Annotated in this window: 12 protein-coding genes and 1 pseudogene; 6 read left to right on the top strand and 7 right to left on the bottom strand. The window is 64.9% G+C overall.

Translation table 11 applies throughout. From position 1 onward, the window contains the following. The first annotated feature begins 139 nt into the window (after positions 1 to 139). Positions 140 to 1,924 carry an SLC13 family permease gene (locus VQ045_RS05600; protein ID WP_327622296.1) on the top strand — a complete coding sequence of 595 codons (1,785 nt, stop codon included), beginning with the start codon at positions 140 to 142 and terminating at the stop codon, positions 1,922 to 1,924. Here the strand turns inward: VQ045_RS05600 and ppdK are convergent. The 5 genes from ppdK to VQ045_RS05575 form a co-directional block, all read right to left on the bottom strand. Next, on the bottom strand, positions 1,912 to 4,584 hold the full coding sequence (ppdK, locus tag VQ045_RS05595; protein WP_327644890.1) for a pyruvate, phosphate dikinase: 2,673 nt from the start codon (positions 4,582 to 4,584) through the stop codon (positions 1,912 to 1,914). The two genes, VQ045_RS05600 and ppdK, sit on opposite strands and share 13 nt — an antisense overlap. Before the next feature lie 175 nt (positions 4,585 to 4,759). Beyond that, positions 4,760 to 5,521 carry a DsbA family protein gene (locus VQ045_RS05590; RefSeq protein ID WP_331829407.1) on the bottom strand — a complete coding sequence of 254 codons (762 nt, stop codon included), beginning with the start codon at positions 5,519 to 5,521 and terminating at the stop codon, positions 4,760 to 4,762. Between the two features lie 111 nt (positions 5,522 to 5,632). Beyond that, positions 5,633 to 6,130, bottom strand: coding sequence for a DUF721 domain-containing protein (locus VQ045_RS05585; protein WP_327644894.1), 498 nt, complete (start codon positions 6,128 to 6,130; stop codon positions 5,633 to 5,635). Further along, complete coding sequence (locus tag VQ045_RS05580; RefSeq protein ID WP_327644895.1) at positions 6,127 to 7,365, bottom strand: O-antigen ligase family protein; 1,239 nt, start codon at positions 7,363 to 7,365, stop codon at positions 6,127 to 6,129. The genes VQ045_RS05585 and VQ045_RS05580 overlap by 4 nt, the downstream gene beginning before the upstream one ends. Further along, positions 7,362 to 8,111 (bottom strand): glycosyltransferase family 25 protein, encoded by a 750-nt coding sequence (locus VQ045_RS05575; protein WP_327644897.1) that lies wholly within the window; start codon positions 8,109 to 8,111, stop codon positions 7,362 to 7,364. The genes VQ045_RS05580 and VQ045_RS05575 overlap by 4 nt, the downstream gene beginning before the upstream one ends. 86 nt (positions 8,112 to 8,197) lie before the next feature. Here VQ045_RS05575 and mutY point away from each other — a divergent pair, with 86 nt between their 5' ends. Both mutY and VQ045_RS05565 read left to right on the top strand, forming a co-directional pair. Then, positions 8,198 to 9,325, top strand: coding sequence for an A/G-specific adenine glycosylase (gene mutY / locus VQ045_RS05570; protein WP_327622302.1), 1,128 nt, complete (start codon positions 8,198 to 8,200; stop codon positions 9,323 to 9,325). Next, a pseudogene (locus VQ045_RS05565) lies at positions 9,322 to 9,953 on the top strand (HAD family hydrolase). The gene mutY and the pseudogene VQ045_RS05565 overlap by 4 nt, the downstream one beginning before the upstream one ends. A gap of 6 nt (positions 9,954 to 9,959) precedes the next feature. Here the strand turns inward: VQ045_RS05565 and VQ045_RS05560 are convergent. Beyond that, positions 9,960 to 11,093, bottom strand: a complete 1,134-nt coding sequence (locus tag VQ045_RS05560) for a site-specific DNA-methyltransferase (protein WP_327644900.1) — start codon at positions 11,091 to 11,093, stop codon at positions 9,960 to 9,962. Positions 11,094 to 11,286: 193 nt separating this feature from the next. On the opposite strand from VQ045_RS05560, the gene VQ045_RS05555 reads away from it, so the two are divergent. Beyond that, entirely contained in the window at positions 11,287 to 11,973 is a 687-nt protein-coding gene (locus VQ045_RS05555) for an HAD family hydrolase (RefSeq protein WP_327622305.1), read from the top strand. A 10-nt stretch (positions 11,974 to 11,983) separates the two neighbouring features. Here VQ045_RS05555 and VQ045_RS05550 read toward each other — a convergent pair whose 3' ends face one another. Beyond that, complete coding sequence (locus VQ045_RS05550; RefSeq protein WP_327622306.1) at positions 11,984 to 12,517, bottom strand: hypothetical protein; 534 nt, start codon at positions 12,515 to 12,517, stop codon at positions 11,984 to 11,986. Between the two features lie 147 nt (positions 12,518 to 12,664). Here VQ045_RS05550 and thrC point away from each other — a divergent pair, with 147 nt between their 5' ends. Then, the gene (gene thrC / locus VQ045_RS05545) at positions 12,665 to 14,074 is read left to right on the top strand and encodes a threonine synthase (protein WP_331829406.1); all 1,410 of its coding nucleotides are present in this window, start codon (positions 12,665 to 12,667) and stop codon (positions 14,072 to 14,074) included. After that, positions 14,071 to 15,381 carry a M16 family metallopeptidase gene (locus tag VQ045_RS05540; protein WP_331829405.1) on the top strand — a complete coding sequence of 437 codons (1,311 nt, stop codon included), beginning with the start codon at positions 14,071 to 14,073 and terminating at the stop codon, positions 15,379 to 15,381. The genes thrC and VQ045_RS05540 overlap by 4 nt, the downstream gene beginning before the upstream one ends. Positions 15,382 to 15,420 lie beyond the last annotated feature (39 nt).

The raw sequence follows: 15,420 nt of genomic DNA, 5'->3' as shown, positions 1-15,420 counted from the left end.
GCGGCCGAATTCAGGTCACGCCGGGAACCCTTACCGAATAATCGATATTTATCCGGCGTGATTGGCACAGCGGTCTTGTCAAACCGCCCGTTCGTCGCAGTTCTGAGTTCTGCCGGGACCTCCTCGCCGACGGAACCTCATGAACGCCTTTCTCACGGACTATTCCTCCTACATCGCGCTGGCGGTGATAGGCGTCGTTTTCGTGGCCTTCGCCCTCGAGCTCTACCCGCCGGAGGTGATCGCGGTCGGCGGCGCCGTGAGCTTCCTAGTGCTCGGCTATCTGGACGCGGACGAGTTCGCCTCGGTCTTTTCCAATCCCGCGCCGATCACCATTGCGGCGATGTTCGTGCTGTCGGGCGCATTGGTGCGAACCGGCACGCTGGAAGGGGCCGCGGGCTGGCTCGTCGCCAGCGTCGAGCGATACCCCCTCATGACCCTTGCCGTCATGGGTCTCGGCGTGATGGTCGCCTCCGCCTTCATGAACAATACGCCGGTGGTGATCGTGTTCATTCCGATCATGATGGAGATCGCCAAGAAACTGGGTGTGGCATCGACGCGGCTGCTGATCCCGCTGTCGTATCTGACCATTCTCGGCGGCACCTTGTCGTTGATCGGCACGTCGACCAATCTTCTGGTCGACGGCGTCGCGCGCGGCCAGGGGATGGAGCGATTTTCGATCTTCGAGATCACTCCGGTCGGCATCGTCGCGTCGATCACCGGAATTGTTTACCTGCTGATCGTCGGGCGGTTTCTCCTACCCGACCGCAGCTCGGCCGAAGACGTCCTGGGCGACGACGCAGGCAATCTCTATTTCAGCGAGATCGTCGTGCGGGACGGCGCGAGTTCGATCGGCAAGCGACTGAAGGACGCCGCAACCTTTTCAGCGCGCGGCATCCAGCCGATGGCCATTTTGCGCGGCTCGGAGACGCTTCGCCGCGACATCGGCGATATCGAGATCCAAAAATCCGACCGCATCGTGCTATTCGCGACAGCCGAGGAACTCTTGACGCTGAACGCCAACCAGAACGTCCGGATCGCCCGCGTCACGCTCTCCGCAGAGAAGGATGAAGAACGGGTCGTCGTCGAAGCGACCGTGGCGCCGCACCGGCGCGGCATCGGCCGCCGCATTTCCGAACTAACAGGAATTTCAGGATCCGGCGTCGCGGTTCTCGGCGTCCAGCGTCATCGGCACGTGCCGGGTCCCACGCTGCACGGTACGAAATTGCGTCCCGCCGATCGTCTGCTTCTGGAAGGACGTCCGGAGGCGCTCGCCCGCATCGCCGAGGCCAATGATCTCATCGGCATCGACGTCAGCGAGGCACGGCCGTTCCGGCGTCGCAAGGCGCCTATTGCCATCGGCGCGCTCGCCGGGGTCGTGGGCGTCGCCGCCTATGGGCTGGCGAGCATCCAGGTGCTTGCGTTCGTCGCGATCGCCGCCCTGCTTCTGGTGCGGGTGATCGATGCCGACGAAGCCTGGCACTCGATCCGAGGCGACATCCTCATCCTCATCTTCGCCATGCTGGCAATCGGTCTTGGGATGCAGAATTCGGGGGCCGTCGACTTGCTGGTCGGGGCGATAGAGCCGCTCCTGCGCGATGCCTCGCCCTTCATCGTGCTGTTGAGCATCTACGCGATCTCGTCGATCCTGACCGAGATCGTCACCAACAATGCCGTCGCCGTGGTGGTGACGCCGATCGCGATCAGCCTGGCTACCGCGCTCGGGCTTGATCCGAGGGCTGCCGTCGTCGCCGTGATGTTCGGCGCTTCCGCCTCCTTCGCGACGCCGATCGGCTACCAGACCAACACGCTGGTCTATGCCGCCGGCAACTACCGGTTCTTCGACTTCGTCAAGATCGGCGCGCCGATGAACCTGATCGTCGGCTTCACGACCTGCATTGCGATCTACTTCTACTACGGTTCCTGACGCCGCCCCCGGCCACGGAGCGAACGGCCCGCCCGGATCGCCGACTGGGCCGCGGCAAGCCGGGCAATCGGCACGCGAAACGGCGAACAAGACACGTAGTCGAGTCCAGTCTGTTCGAAAAAGGCGATCGAGGCCGGATCCCCGCCCTGCTCGCCGCACACGCCGAGCGAAATGTCCGGACGCGTGCGCCGCGCTTTCTCGACAGCGAGACCGATGAGTTCGCCGACGCCTTCGACGTCGATGGTCTGAAACGGGTCTCGCTCGATGATCCCCTGACGGACGTAGGTCGACAGGAAATTGCCGGCGTCGTCGCGCGAGATGCCATAGACGGTCTGGGTCAGATCGTTGGTGCCGAAGGAGAAGAACTCGGCGACCTCGGCAATCGTATCGGCGCGCACGATGGCCCTTGGCAACTCGATCATCGTGCCGACGAGATAGTTGATGCTGCAGCCGCGCTCAGCCATGACCAGTTCGGCGACCCGATCGACACGCTCCTTCACGAAGTCGAGTTCCTTGCGCAGGCTGACCAGCGGGACCATGATTTCGGGAACGACCGCGGCGCCGGTCTTTTCGCCGGCCTCGACCGCCGCCTCCAGGATCGCGCGCGCCTGCGTCTCGACGATCTCGGGATAGGAGATCGCCAATCGGCAGCCGCGATGGCCGAGCATCGGGTTGAATTCCTCGAGCGCCGCGATCCGGTGCTTCACGACTGTTTCGTCGACGCCGAGCATCGCCGCCGTCTCGGTAATCTCCGCATCGCTCTTGGGCAGAAACTCGTGCAGCGGCGGATCGAGCAGGCGGATCGTCACCGGTAAGCCCGCCATGATCTCGAACAACTCGATGAAATCGGAGCGTTGGATGGGCAAAAGCTTTTCGAGCGCCGCCCGCCGCCCGCTCTCGTCCGATGACAGGATCATCTCGCGCATGGCGCGGACGCGGTCGCCCTCGAAGAACATATGCTCGGTCCGGCACAAGCCGATGCCCTCGGCGCCGAAGGAGCGGGCGGAACGGGCTTCGACCGGTGTGTCGGCATTGGCCCGCACCCGCATGCGCCGCGCTCGATCGGCGAATTCCATCAATGTTGCGAAATCGCCGGTCAGTGACGGCCGGACCAAAGGCACTGCTCCCTCGATCACATCGCCGGTAGAGCCGTCGATGGTGATCCGGTCGCCCTCCCTGAGTACGCGGCCGGCGGCGTGAAGGGTTCCCTTTTGAGCATTGATGCGCAGTGATCCAACGCCGGTCACGCACGGTTTGCCGATGCCGCGGGCGACCACGGCCGCGTGACTTGTGGTGCCGCCACGAATGGTCAGGACGCCCTCGGCGACATGCATGCCGTGGATATCTTCGGGGTGGGTCTCGTTTCGCACCAGGATCACCGGGCGCTCTTCGTTCGCCAGTATCTGAGCCCGCTCGGAGGTGAACACGATCTCACCCGTCGCCGCACCCGGTGACGCCGGCATGCCCCGGCCGAGCACGACGAAATCCGCCGAGCGTTCGATGGTCGGATGCAGCAACTGATCGAGCGACGCCGGGTCGATTCGCAGAATCGCTTCCGATTCCTCGATCAGCCCTTCCTTGACGAGTTCGACCGCGACGCGGATTGCCTCCGGCGCGGTCCGACGGGCAATCCGCGACTGCATCAGGAACAGCTCGCCGTCCCCGACCATGAAATCGACCTCGACCGCATCGCCGGCATGGGCCTCGATGCGGCGAACATGACGGGTCAACTCGCTCAAATCGGTCGGAAAATCGCGACACTCGCCATTCGCGAGGTCCGCCAGGTCGAGGACCGGCGGCTTCTCGCCGATGGCGCTAGACCCCCTGGCGCCCAGTCCGAACTCTCCGGACAGCCGGGATTGCCCGCTACCCAGATCGCGGGAGACCGCGCGACCCGTCCCGGAGTGGTAGTTGCGCTCGTTGAAGATCATCGCATGCACGGTGACCGCGAGACCGGCATTTTCCGGGATACCCTGGATCAATCGGTGCGACACCGCCAGCGGATTGCGCCAGCTCGCATAGCTGGCGGCCACGACGCTGAATAACTGCTCGAGCGGCGTCTGCGGCAGCACCGCGCCGATCTCGCTGTCGAGATGGCCCTGATAACGCGCGATCAGCGCGCGCCAGTCGGCGGGCATCTCCGGCTCGACGGCCCAGCCCGCGCGATCGCGTTCCTCGTCCGCGATTTCTTCGAAGTGGGATGAATCGACGTCGAAGACCAGCGCGGCATAGCTTTCGATGAAGCGCCGGTAACTGCGATAGGCGAATGCGGGATCCTTGAGCTCGGTTGCCAGAATCTCGACGGTCCGGTCGTTGAGGCCGATGTCGAGGACTGTCTCGGCCAAGCCCGGCATCTGCGCCCGGGCGCTGCTGCGCACGGCCAGAAGCAACGGTCGTTGATCGCCGTCGAAACGCCGGCCGGTCACGCCCTCGAGCCACTCTATCGCCGCCCTCAGTTCGGCCCGCAGCGCCTGTGGCAGGCCGTCTTCGGATCCTTGCGCCTCACGCCAGACAGGTGTCGCGATGGTGAAGCCGGGCGGAACGGGCACATCGAGAGAGGCCAGCAGCGCCAGATTGGCGCCCTTCAGCCCCAGCGCTTCGGCCGCGTCGGCCGTGCGATCGGCCGCTCCGCGCCTGAAGGTGAATATCCGTTTGGACATTGAATGCCGCCGACTGTCTCCCCGGTGAGTCGGGCCTTCCGCCGGAAACCCCGCCCATCTCTAGAAGAAAATCGCCGACACGCCAATTGCTGCAATGCAAAAACTCGACGCGGTCGATCGGCGGATACCTGCCCCCGCAGGAATGGGGTACCCGCCGCGCGTTGGATCGCTGCTGTTACAGATGCGACTCGATCACCGCCGCCATCTCGTCCGGCCCAAGGGCGCCGGAGTATTTGTCGCCGTTGACGAAAAAGGTTGGCGTCGCGTTCACGCCGAACTCGTTCTGGCCGCGCTCCTGCGTTTCCACGACCTTCTGCTGCAACTCCTTGTCGTTGAGACACGCAGTGAAGTCGTCCTGGCTCATTCCGGCCAGCTTGGCGAATTTCAGCAGCGCCGCGGAGGCGTTTTCCGCCCGGGCCCATTCGGCCTGCTGCTCCATCAGGACGTCCACCATCGCCGTGCGTCTGGCGTCATCACCGGTGCAACGCGCCAGCATGGCAGCCGCCAGCGCGCGCGGATCGAACGGAAATTCCCGAAGAATCAGCTTGGCCTTGCCGGTCTCGATGAAATCCCTCTTGATCTGCGGGTAGGAATTCACATGAAAAGCCGCGCAATATCCGCAGGTCATCGACGCGTATTCGACGATCGTGACCGGCGCCTGGGGATCGCCGACGACGATATCCGGCAGCGGTCCTTCGGCCATCAGGTCGTCGACGTCGACGGAGCCCAACGACGGCGGCGCCTCGACAGCCGACGCCGGGGGCGTGGCGGGGGCGGTCTCCGACTGCGCGACCTGAATTTTCGTCGCTGACTGGGCAGAGCTGCCGGCCGCTTGGGCCAAGCCTCCGGTGCTCGCCACGAGCCCGGCGCTGGCGAGAAATGCGGCGATCTTGAAAGCCAGGGGGCGGCGGGAGGTGTCGGAAGACATACTCATCATCGATTGGAACCTTTGAGGATAGGGTGGCATCAGTCTTTGCGATCTATGGAAGAATTGCGATTTTTCCAATGAACTCTTCATGAACGGGCAAAGTGGCGTCGCAAAGGCCCATCATCCCTCATTGCGCCGTAACGTCGTCTCGGCGAAGGCCCGCAGTGCGTCGCGAAGCTTCGGATCCTCGATGCGCGCGACCATGTCGTCGATGCGGGTGATATCGCCGGGATCGAGGTCTCGCAGCTTCGGCTTACGGTTCGGACGCACCTGATTGACGGCTTTTTGCACGATCTTGATGCGCTCGACCGCCGCGAAGCCGAAGAACGCGTTCACCCGGGCGATCAATTCGCTGGTCTGATGCTGCAGACGCAGGGCCGCGGCCGCTTCGCAGGCGACCACGAGCGTCGCCGGCTCGAAAGCGTCGGTGTCGGATCGCCGCGCCGGCCAGAGCAGCTTTTCCGGTCGCGTCATGTCCTGCAGGCGGGGGCCGGCGATCTCCGACCAGGCGGCTACAAGGCCGCTGGTCATCCCCGCCTTGCGCCTCAGGATCGGGTCCATCAGGCCGCCAATGAGATCGGCAACCGGAATCGCAGAAGGCGGCCGGCGCCGCTTCACCCTCCGGCTCCGGACAGGCCGCTTCGATACCGCGCCCGGAAAGCGTCGCGGCGGATCGCGACAAGGATGAGGGTCATGAAGGAAAAGATCGACAGGATCATCCACTCGTTCAGGAGGACACCGTGGAACGATCCGAAGGTGACCACCAGAAAGACGAAGGCATAGGAGGTCTCCGGCACGAGATGGCCGGGCGAACATCGCGTGACGCGCACGAGAAAGACAGCGAAGATCGACATGAGCAGCGCCAGCCCGACAAGACCGTTGGACGCCGCCTCGTCGACGAACAGATTGTGCAGATGCGTGAAGTGGGCAACATAGGGTGCGTTTGCGGGCGCGACGGCGGCAGCGACCGCGTCCATCCGTTCCATCCCGCCGACGCCGACGATCGGGCTCTTGGACACGACATCGAAGGCCCCCGCCCACATGACCAGGCGAACGTCCATCGATCCGATCGCAGCGCCCGACCCGTTCATCTGCTCCAGTTCCACCATCCCCGCGCTGATGCGTTGGCTAACAATCGAACTTGCGGGGACCGCCGCCACGATTAGAACGGCGGCGGTCGGAAGCGCCAGCGAACGCAGCCGAAACGGAATTTTCCGCCAGTGCCGAATCAGCTCCAGTCCGTCGAACAGGGCGACCAGCAGGTAGACGAACCACGCCGCCCGGGTGCCCGACAGCAGGACCGGTACGAAGGAGAGGTAGAACCAGAGTCGGCTGTTGGGAAGAAGAGAGGCTGGGCGTCGGGCGTCCAGCCGGGCGGCAAGACCGGCCGTCGCGGCCAGGAATGCGACGATCGCCGCGTTGCCGCCAAGATCGATCCGGCCGCCGATGACCATCGGGTCGAAGGGAATCAAAGCCAGGACGGCGAGAATGGCCGCGCGCGAGCCGAGGATCAGCGCATCCAACGGTTCTCGCACCAGACTGATCGAGAGCGGCAGAAAGACAAAGCCGAGCATGATGAGGCTGTAGGAGAACATTCGGTTGCCGTCTACGGATTCGTTCCGGAACACCATGAGCCCGATCGACCAACTCGCATAGGCGATGATCGCAGCGCAAAAGGCGGTGTCGGCATAGCGCCAGGTCCGATGCCGGGCAAAGCCCAAATTGGCGCCAATCAGGCCGAAGAAGAGAAAGGCTCCCTTCGCGATGGGATTGCCGATGGCCAGCAGGGCGATCGCCAGGGCAATGAGCGGCGCATCGAAGGACCGCCGCGCCAGGAGCCAGCGTTTGATCATCGTTTGGTGCGCGCAATGAGGCCGAAGCGGGCGCGCCGCACCACTTCCGCCGTCCGGAAGAGCAAGGTCGTCAGACGCCGCCACGGCGCCAGCTTCATCGCTGAGTATTTTGCTCGCCCGCCGATCAGGCTCTGCTGTGTGAGCGGATTGCCGGCAACCAGATCCGGTTTGACGTGGCGCACCCTGACGCCGAGCGCCCAGCCGCGTTCCAGCGCCACATCGTAGGGCAGTTGCATCGGAACGAGCCGCTGCCGCAGGGTTTTCGCGCCCCGCCGGTTGACCAGGTAGGCGGCCGAGCTACCGGTCGGGCCGAACAGCGACGTCCCCAACCGGTGACCACCGCCGATCGAACGGTGCGCGCGGAACACCGGCAGGCGATGGTGCATCAGTTTCACGACGTCCCAATCGTCCACGGCAACGATCCGATCGAGTACCGGCAGGAGCGCAGGCGTCAGTCGCACATCGTCCTCGAAGATCACCGCGATGTCGGCGTCGCTGGCCAGGAAGGCATCGAACACGTCGATATGGCTTTGATAGCAGCCATATTCCCCGTCCATCGGGATCTTGCCGTGCAGGCGGCGAAACCCGCTCTCGTCGAGGATCTCGCGCGCCTGAGGCGGCACTGTCTTCCCATCGACCGCCTTGACCCGTATCAGGTCGATGCCGATCGTGGCGGCATCGGCACCGATCGCCGCAAGGCGCTCCGGAGACCGATCCAGATTGATGACGTAGTAATTGGTCTTCAAGACAACTCTTTCGTGGACGGGCCGCCGGTCCCCGTTTCGGGAGTCGATTGCGCGAACATCAAGCAATGTCAAGGCAAGCTCAGTCGATGCTCAAGCCAGATCCACCGACCCCTTCGGACAGCGTTCTTCCCTCCATCGCCGAGCCGCTTCTGTCCTGGTACGACGGTCACGCCCGAAAATTGCCGTGGCGCGTTTCGCCGCAAGAGCGCGCGGCTGGAATAAGGCCGGAGCCCTATCGCGTCTGGCTTTCGGAGATCATGTTGCAGCAAACCACGGTCGCGGCGGTGAAAGCCTATTTCGCCCGCTTCCTCGATCGCTGGCCGACGGTTGAGGACCTCGCCGCCGCCCCGGAAACGGATGTACTCGGCGAGTGGGCGGGCCTCGGCTATTACGCCCGCGCCCGCAACCTTCACGCCTGCGCCAGGACCATCACCGAAACCTTCGCCGGCGGCTTTCCCCGCAGCGCGGCCGAACTCAAAATGCTACCCGGCATCGGCGACTACACATCAGCCGCGATCGCGGCGATCGCCTTCGACGAGCCGGCAGCCGTGGTCGACGGCAATGTCGAACGGGTCGTCACGCGGCTGTTCGCGATCGAGGCGCCACTGCCGGGGGCGCGGAAGACGATTCGCGGCCACGTCGCGGCACTGACGCCGGATCGGCGCCCCGGCGACTTCGCGCAAGCCATGATGGACCTCGGCGCGACCGTCTGCACGCCTACCGGTCCCGCCTGTATCCTTTGCCCCCTCCGCGCCCACTGCCGGGCTGCGGCCGAAGGTCGCGCGGAGCAGTTTCCCGTCAAGAAGCCCAAAGCGGCCACGCCGGAGCGAAAAGGCGCCGCCTTCGTCGCCGTGCGGCCGGCGGACGGCGCTGTCTGGCTGCGCCAACGCGCCCGTAGCGGCATGCTTGCGGGCATGAGCGAACCGCCGACGACCGAGTGGCATGCCCGCGCCGACGGAGCGACCGGCGCCAAGGCCGCGCCATTCGCGGCGAATTGGCAATTCCAGGGCATGATCGCCCACGCCTTCACGCATTTCCGCCTGGAGCTCGAAGTCTACCGGGCCGAACTGACGCAGGATCCGCCCATCGCCGGATGGTGGTCGCACGAGGCCACGCGCGACAGCGAGGCGCTCCCCACGCTTATGCACAAGGTGCTCGTCCGCGCGCTTGCCGACGGGACCGCGCCAAAACCGTCAAGAAAGAGAACCGGATGACCGTCACGCATGTCGTTTTCGACATCGGCAAGGTGCTGATCCACTACGATCCGCACATTCCGTTTCGCCAGATCATTCCGACGACGACCGCCGGGCGTTCTTCTTGAGCGAGGTCTGCTCGCACGCATGGAACCTCGAACAGGATCGCGGCCGGCCGTGGCCGGAGGCCGAAGCCGAAGCGATCGATCGTCATCCCGAGATGGCCGCGGAGATTCGCGCCTTTCGCCGCAACTGGCACCGGATGGTGCCGCATGCCTATGAGGGGAGCGTGGCGATCCTGCGCGGCCTGATCGCCTGCGGTGTCGATGTCACCCTATTGACCAATTTCGCCTCGGACACGTTTCGCGAGGCGCAGGCGAAATTCCCGTTCCTGACGGAAACGCGGGGCGTGACCGTCTCGGGCGACATCGCGCTGATCAAGCCGGACCGCGCGATCTACGACCACCACGCGGCAAGCTTCGACATCGCCCCGGCGAGAACGGTTTTCATCGACGACAGCGCGCCGAATGTCGACGGCGCCCGCCAGGCTGGCTGGCAGGCGATCCACTTCATGGATGGCGAGCAGCTTCGCCACGAACTCGTCGCCCTCGGCCTGCCGGTCCCGTCACGTTCAGCCCCGGCGGACTAATCGGACTCAAACGCTGACAGCGCCCAGTCCGTCGCGGATGCGCTGTCTCAACGCGTCGATCGGGGTCAGCGATTCACCCGAGCGCACATGCCAGAACGTCCAGCCATTGCAGGCGTCGAGACCTTGAACCTTCGCCCCGATCCGATGGATCGACGCGGCGTCCTCGCCGATAGAGATGGTTCCGTCGGCCCGGACACGTGCCGTCCAGCGACCTTTCGCGTCGGTGAGTTCGGTGCCCGGCGCGACAAGGCCGGCCTCGAGAAGGCTGGCGAACGGAATCCGCGGCTCCGCCCGTTTGCCGCCCGTCATCTTGAGCGCCGCGGCATCCAGCGGCTCGACTGCCGCAATCCGGGCTTCGGCGGCGCGAATATAGGCGTCCTCGCGTTCGATGCCGACGAAGTGGCGACCCAGCCGCTTGGCGACGGCGCCCGTGGTGCCGGTGCCGAAGAACGGATCGAGGACGACATCGCCGGGCTTCGTCGAGGCGAGAATGACCCGCGCCAGCAGCGCCTCGGGCTTTTGCGTTGGATGGGCCTTGCGTCCCGCCTCGTCCTTCAGCCGCTCGGCCCCGGAGCAGATCGGAAACAGCCAGTCGGAGCGCATTTGCACGTCGTCATTCGCCGCCTTCAGGGCGTCGTAGTTGAAGGTGTAGCCCTTCGCGTCCGCGTCGCGGGATGCCCAGATCATCGTTTCATGGGCATTCTGGAAGCGCCGGCCACGGAAATTCGGCATCGGGTTGGTCTTGCGCCAAACGACGTCGTTGAGCATCCAGTAGCCGAGGTCCTGCATCGAGGCGCCGACGCGGAAGATGTTGTGGTAGGAGCCGATCACCCAGATCGTGCCGTTCGGCTTCAGCACCCGGCGCGCCGCCAGCAGCCAGGCCCGGGTGAAGGCGTCATAAGCCTGGAAGCTCTCGAACTGGTCCCAGGCATCGTCCACCGCGTCGACCTTCGACTGGTCGGGGCGATGCAGGTCGCCGCCCAATTGCAGATTGTAGGGGGGATCGGCGAAGATGACGTCGATCGAGTTCGCCGGCAGCGCCTCCATGCGGGCAACGCAGTGCCCCTGATGGATCCGATCGAGCCAGTCGGGCTGCTCGACCCGCACAGTCGCCAAGGACGCGGAACGCTTGCTAATCATCTTCACCACCGGTTACGCAAAAACATCAAACCGAGGACATGGTTACCGAACGGCGTAAATAATCGGTGAAACCCGGGCTTTGTCGTTTCCGGCGCCCCGTGGTAACGGAGCCGGCGCTTGCCGGTCGCCGGCCCCGATACGGCTTTCCGGGATCGGGCGCATGACCCAACCATCTGATACGCCGGAGCCTTTCATGTCCGAACCTTTGTTGGTGATCTTCGACTGCGACGGTGTGCTGGTCGATTCGGAAATCATCGCCGCCGCGGTTCAAACCGAGATGCTGGCCGAGCACGGCATCGAGGTCGACGCCGCGGAGTTCGCCACCCGCTATGCCGGACTCACCTGGCAGCTGGTCATGGAGCGGCTGACCGCCGAGACCGGAACCCGCTTCCCGGACGACTTTTCCGCCCGCATCGATGCCGAAATCGATCGGCGGCTTGGCAGCGACGTCGAGGAGATCGCCGGGGCCCGGACCGCTCTCGATCTCATCACGCTGCCCCGTTGCATCTGTTCGAACTCGTCATCGCAGCGGCTGGAGCTGGAACTCGAGCATGTCGGCCTCTGGGATTATTTCCATCCGCACGTCTTCAGCGCGCCGGAAGTGGGTACCCAGAAGGTCAAGCCGGAGCCGGACGTCTTTCTGCATGCCTGCGAAACGTTCGGGGTGCCGCCACGCGCGGCGATCGTCATCGAGGATTCCGTCCATGGCGTCGCGGCGGCTTCCGCCGCCGGCTGCCGGGTGGTCGGCTTCACCGGCGGACGCCACACCCATCTCGGCCATGCCGAATCCCTGAGCGAAGCCGGCGCCGAGACGGTGATCAGCCGGCTGGCGGATTTCCCCGCGGTCGTCACCGCCTTTGCGAGTTGGCAAGACGCCTGATGGCGGAGCGTTATCCCGCCGGCCCTTCGTCGTAACCCGCATAGATCACGACGCTTCGCGCCGATGCCTGATCGATCGCGATCGCCTCGTCGACATAGACGAACGTCTGCGCGCCCGCGTTTGGCGTGACCGGCACGCTGGTTTTGCCGAGCCGGGAATAGATCACGTCCTCACCGTTGAGAATCGCGATCCGGATCGGCAGCGACACGGTCCGGTTCGTCGCCGCCGGTCCGGGCATCACCCTTCCGGCGATGCCGATCTTCATGCGCAATTTTCCGTCGACGATCCGGCAGTCGCGCGTGGTGTCGGTCACGGACGCCACATAATCGACGTCGTCGCCGACCTTCTTGGTCAGAATGGCGGTTCCCTCGCGCAGGCTCACATTCGGACAATACCGCGCCTCGGTTCCCTGCGCGGCGGCTAGGGACGCTGCCGGCGGCGCGTTACCCGCGAGATCGGCGCCGGAATTCGTCGATGAGCAGGCCGACAGTAGCGCCAGCGCGCCGCCGAATGCCAGACCCCTCGCGGCGATCACCATATGCATCAGTCGGTTCTTCCCTTATTGTGGCGTGCCGTTCTATATCAGCCCGTGAACGGATAGGCGACTGATCGAAGCCATGCCAGACGGACAACCGACAAACCGGTCGTCCCGATCACGGGCGGCTCCGATCCGAAGCGAAGTGGAGACGATGTGCAATATGTGAGTTCGCGGGGCGAGGCGCCGGTGCTCGGCTTCGCCGACGCCCTGCTGGCAGGTCTCGCGAGCGATGGTGGGCTCTATGTGCCCGAGACCTGGCCGGTCCTGTCCGCCGACACCATTCGCGGTTTCGCCGGACGCCCCTATGCCGAAGTAGCCTTCGACATCCTCACCCCCTTCGTGGGCGACGATATCGCGGCCGCGGATCTGAAACGGATGGTGGAGGAGGCCTACGCGACCTTCCCACATCCGGCGGTCGCCCCCCTCGTCCAGATCGGCCCCTCGCACTTCGTGCTGGAACTGTTCCACGGCCCGACTTTGGCCTTCAAGGACATCGCGATGCAGCTCATCGCGCGCCTGATGGACCATGTGCTCGGCCAGCGGAAGCGGCGCGCCAGCATCGTCGGCGCGACCTCGGGCGACACCGGAGGAGCGGCGATCGCGGCTTTCGCCGCAAGCCAACGGACCGACATTTTCATCCTGTTCCCGCATGGGCGTGTCTCACCGGTGCAGCAGCGCCAGATGACCACGTCCGGCGCCGACAACGTCCATGCCGTCGCCGTCGACGGAACCTTCGACGACTGCCAGGCCCTGATCAAGGCGATGTTCAACGACCGCCGATTCCGCGAGACGGTCGCTCTCTCGGGCGTCAACTCGATCAACTGGGGCCGGATCATGGCCCAGATCGTCTATTATTTCACCGCCGCGGCCAGCCTCGGAGCGCCGGACCGGAAAGTCTCCTTCACCGTCCCGACCGGCAATTTCGGCGATATCTTTGCAGGCTATGGTGCCAAGCGCATGGGCCTGCCGATCGAGCGGCTGGTGATCGCCACTAACCAGAACGACATCCTGGTTCGCACGCTCGATCGCGGCCGCTACGAGACCACCGGCGTCCACGCCACCATGTCGCCATCGATGGACATCCAGGTTTCATCCAATTTCGAGCGCCTGATCTTCGAGGCGAGCGGACGTGATGGCGAGATGGTACGGCGACTGATGCAGCAACTGTCCCAATCCGGCAGCTTCACCCTTCCCGAACCGGTTCTGACAGCGATCCGCGCGGAATTCGACGCCGGGGCGACCGACGAACCGGCAACCGCCGAGACGATCGCGCGGATGCTGACGACGACGGCCTATCTCCTCGACCCGCACACCGCCGTCGGCGTGGGTGTTGCGGAAACCCGCCTCGGCCCCGAGCCGATGATCACCCTCGGCACCGCCCATCCGGCCAAATTCCCGGCCGCGATAGAACGGGCAACGGGCATTTCGCCGGCGCTTCCGCCCAGTCACGCCGACCTCATGCAAAAGCGCGAGACGCTGGACCGTTTGCCGAACGAGATCGGCGCCGTCCAGGACTATATTCTCGCGCGATCGCGCGCCGTCAGTCAGGGAGCCGAAGCATGAGCGTCGACATCACGAAGCTCTCGAACGGACTGATCATCGCCACCGAGACCATGCCGCATCTGGAAAGCGCCTGCCTCGGCATCTGGGTGAAGGCCGGCGCCCGCGACGAGGCGCCCGAGGAGCACGGCATCGCCCATTTGCTCGAGCACATGGCATTTAAGGGCACGAATCGGCGCAACGCCCGCCAGATCGCCGAGGAAATCGAGGACGTCGGCGGTGAAATCAACGCCGCGACAAGCGTCGAGACGACATCCTATTACGCCCGTGTCCTGAAAAACGACGTGCCGCTGGCGCTCGACATTTTGACCGACATCCTGATCGACTCGCGCTTCGACGAGCAGGAGCTCGAACGCGAGCAACAAGTGATTCTGCAGGAGATCGGCGCGGCCGAGGACACGCCGGACGACATCGTCTTCGACCATTTCCAGGAAGCGGCCTATCGCGGCCAGATCGTTGGCAGGCCGATCCTCGGCACGCGGCAAACGGTCAAATCCTTCAATCCGGGGAATTTGCGGACCTATCTGTCCCGGCACTATTCGCCCGACCGGATGATCGTTTCGGCAGCGGGCGCCGTTTCGCACCAGGCGATCGTGGACCAGGTGCAAGCCGCGTTCGGATCGAGCGCGGCCCCGCCCCTGCCGCTGCACTCGGAACCGCGGACGCCAGCCGCCTATACCGGCGGCGAGTTTCGCCAGGAGCGCGACCTGATGGACGCGCAGATGGTCCTCGGCTTCGAAGGGCGTCCCTACTACGCCCGCGATTTCTACGCCTCGCAGGTGCTGTCGCTGATTCTCGGCGGCGGAATGTCGTCGCGGCTGTTCCAGGAAGTGCGCGAGCGGCGGGGCCTTTGCTACGCCATCTACGCCTTCCATTGGAGCTTTTCCGATTCCGGCATTTTCGGCGTCCATGCCGCGACGGGCGAGGCGGAACTCGCCGAGCTCGCGCCGGTGATCATCGACGAACTCCTCAATGCAGCGGCCGGGATCACCGAGGTGGAGGTGACGCGCGCCCGCGCGCAAATGCGATCGAGCCTGTTGATGTCGCAGGAGAGCCCTGCCTCCCGTGCGGCGCAGATCGCTCGCCAGCTTCTGTTCAACGGATCGACGATCGCCAATGAGGAGTTGATCGGACGTCTCGACGCGATCACGGCGCCGCGCCTGTCCGACCTCGCCGAGCGGTTGTTCATGGGCCAGACCCCGACGCTCGCCGCCATCGGCCCGGTATCGCGCCTGCCGGGCACGGGCGAGATCGTCGCCCGCCTCAATAATCGAACGGGATCCGAGGCCTTGGTCGCCGCAGGTCACTGACGCGGGCAATGAGCATTCTCGACCATCTGACTGGACCGC

Origin of the sequence: Aurantimonas sp. E1-2-R+4 (assembly GCF_036549515.1) — a bacterium.
Lineage (GTDB): Bacteria > Pseudomonadota > Alphaproteobacteria > Rhizobiales > Rhizobiaceae > Aurantimonas > Aurantimonas coralicida_A.
The sequence above is the reverse complement of the archived record's forward strand: the minus strand, read 5'-3'. Positions and strand labels throughout refer to the sequence as shown.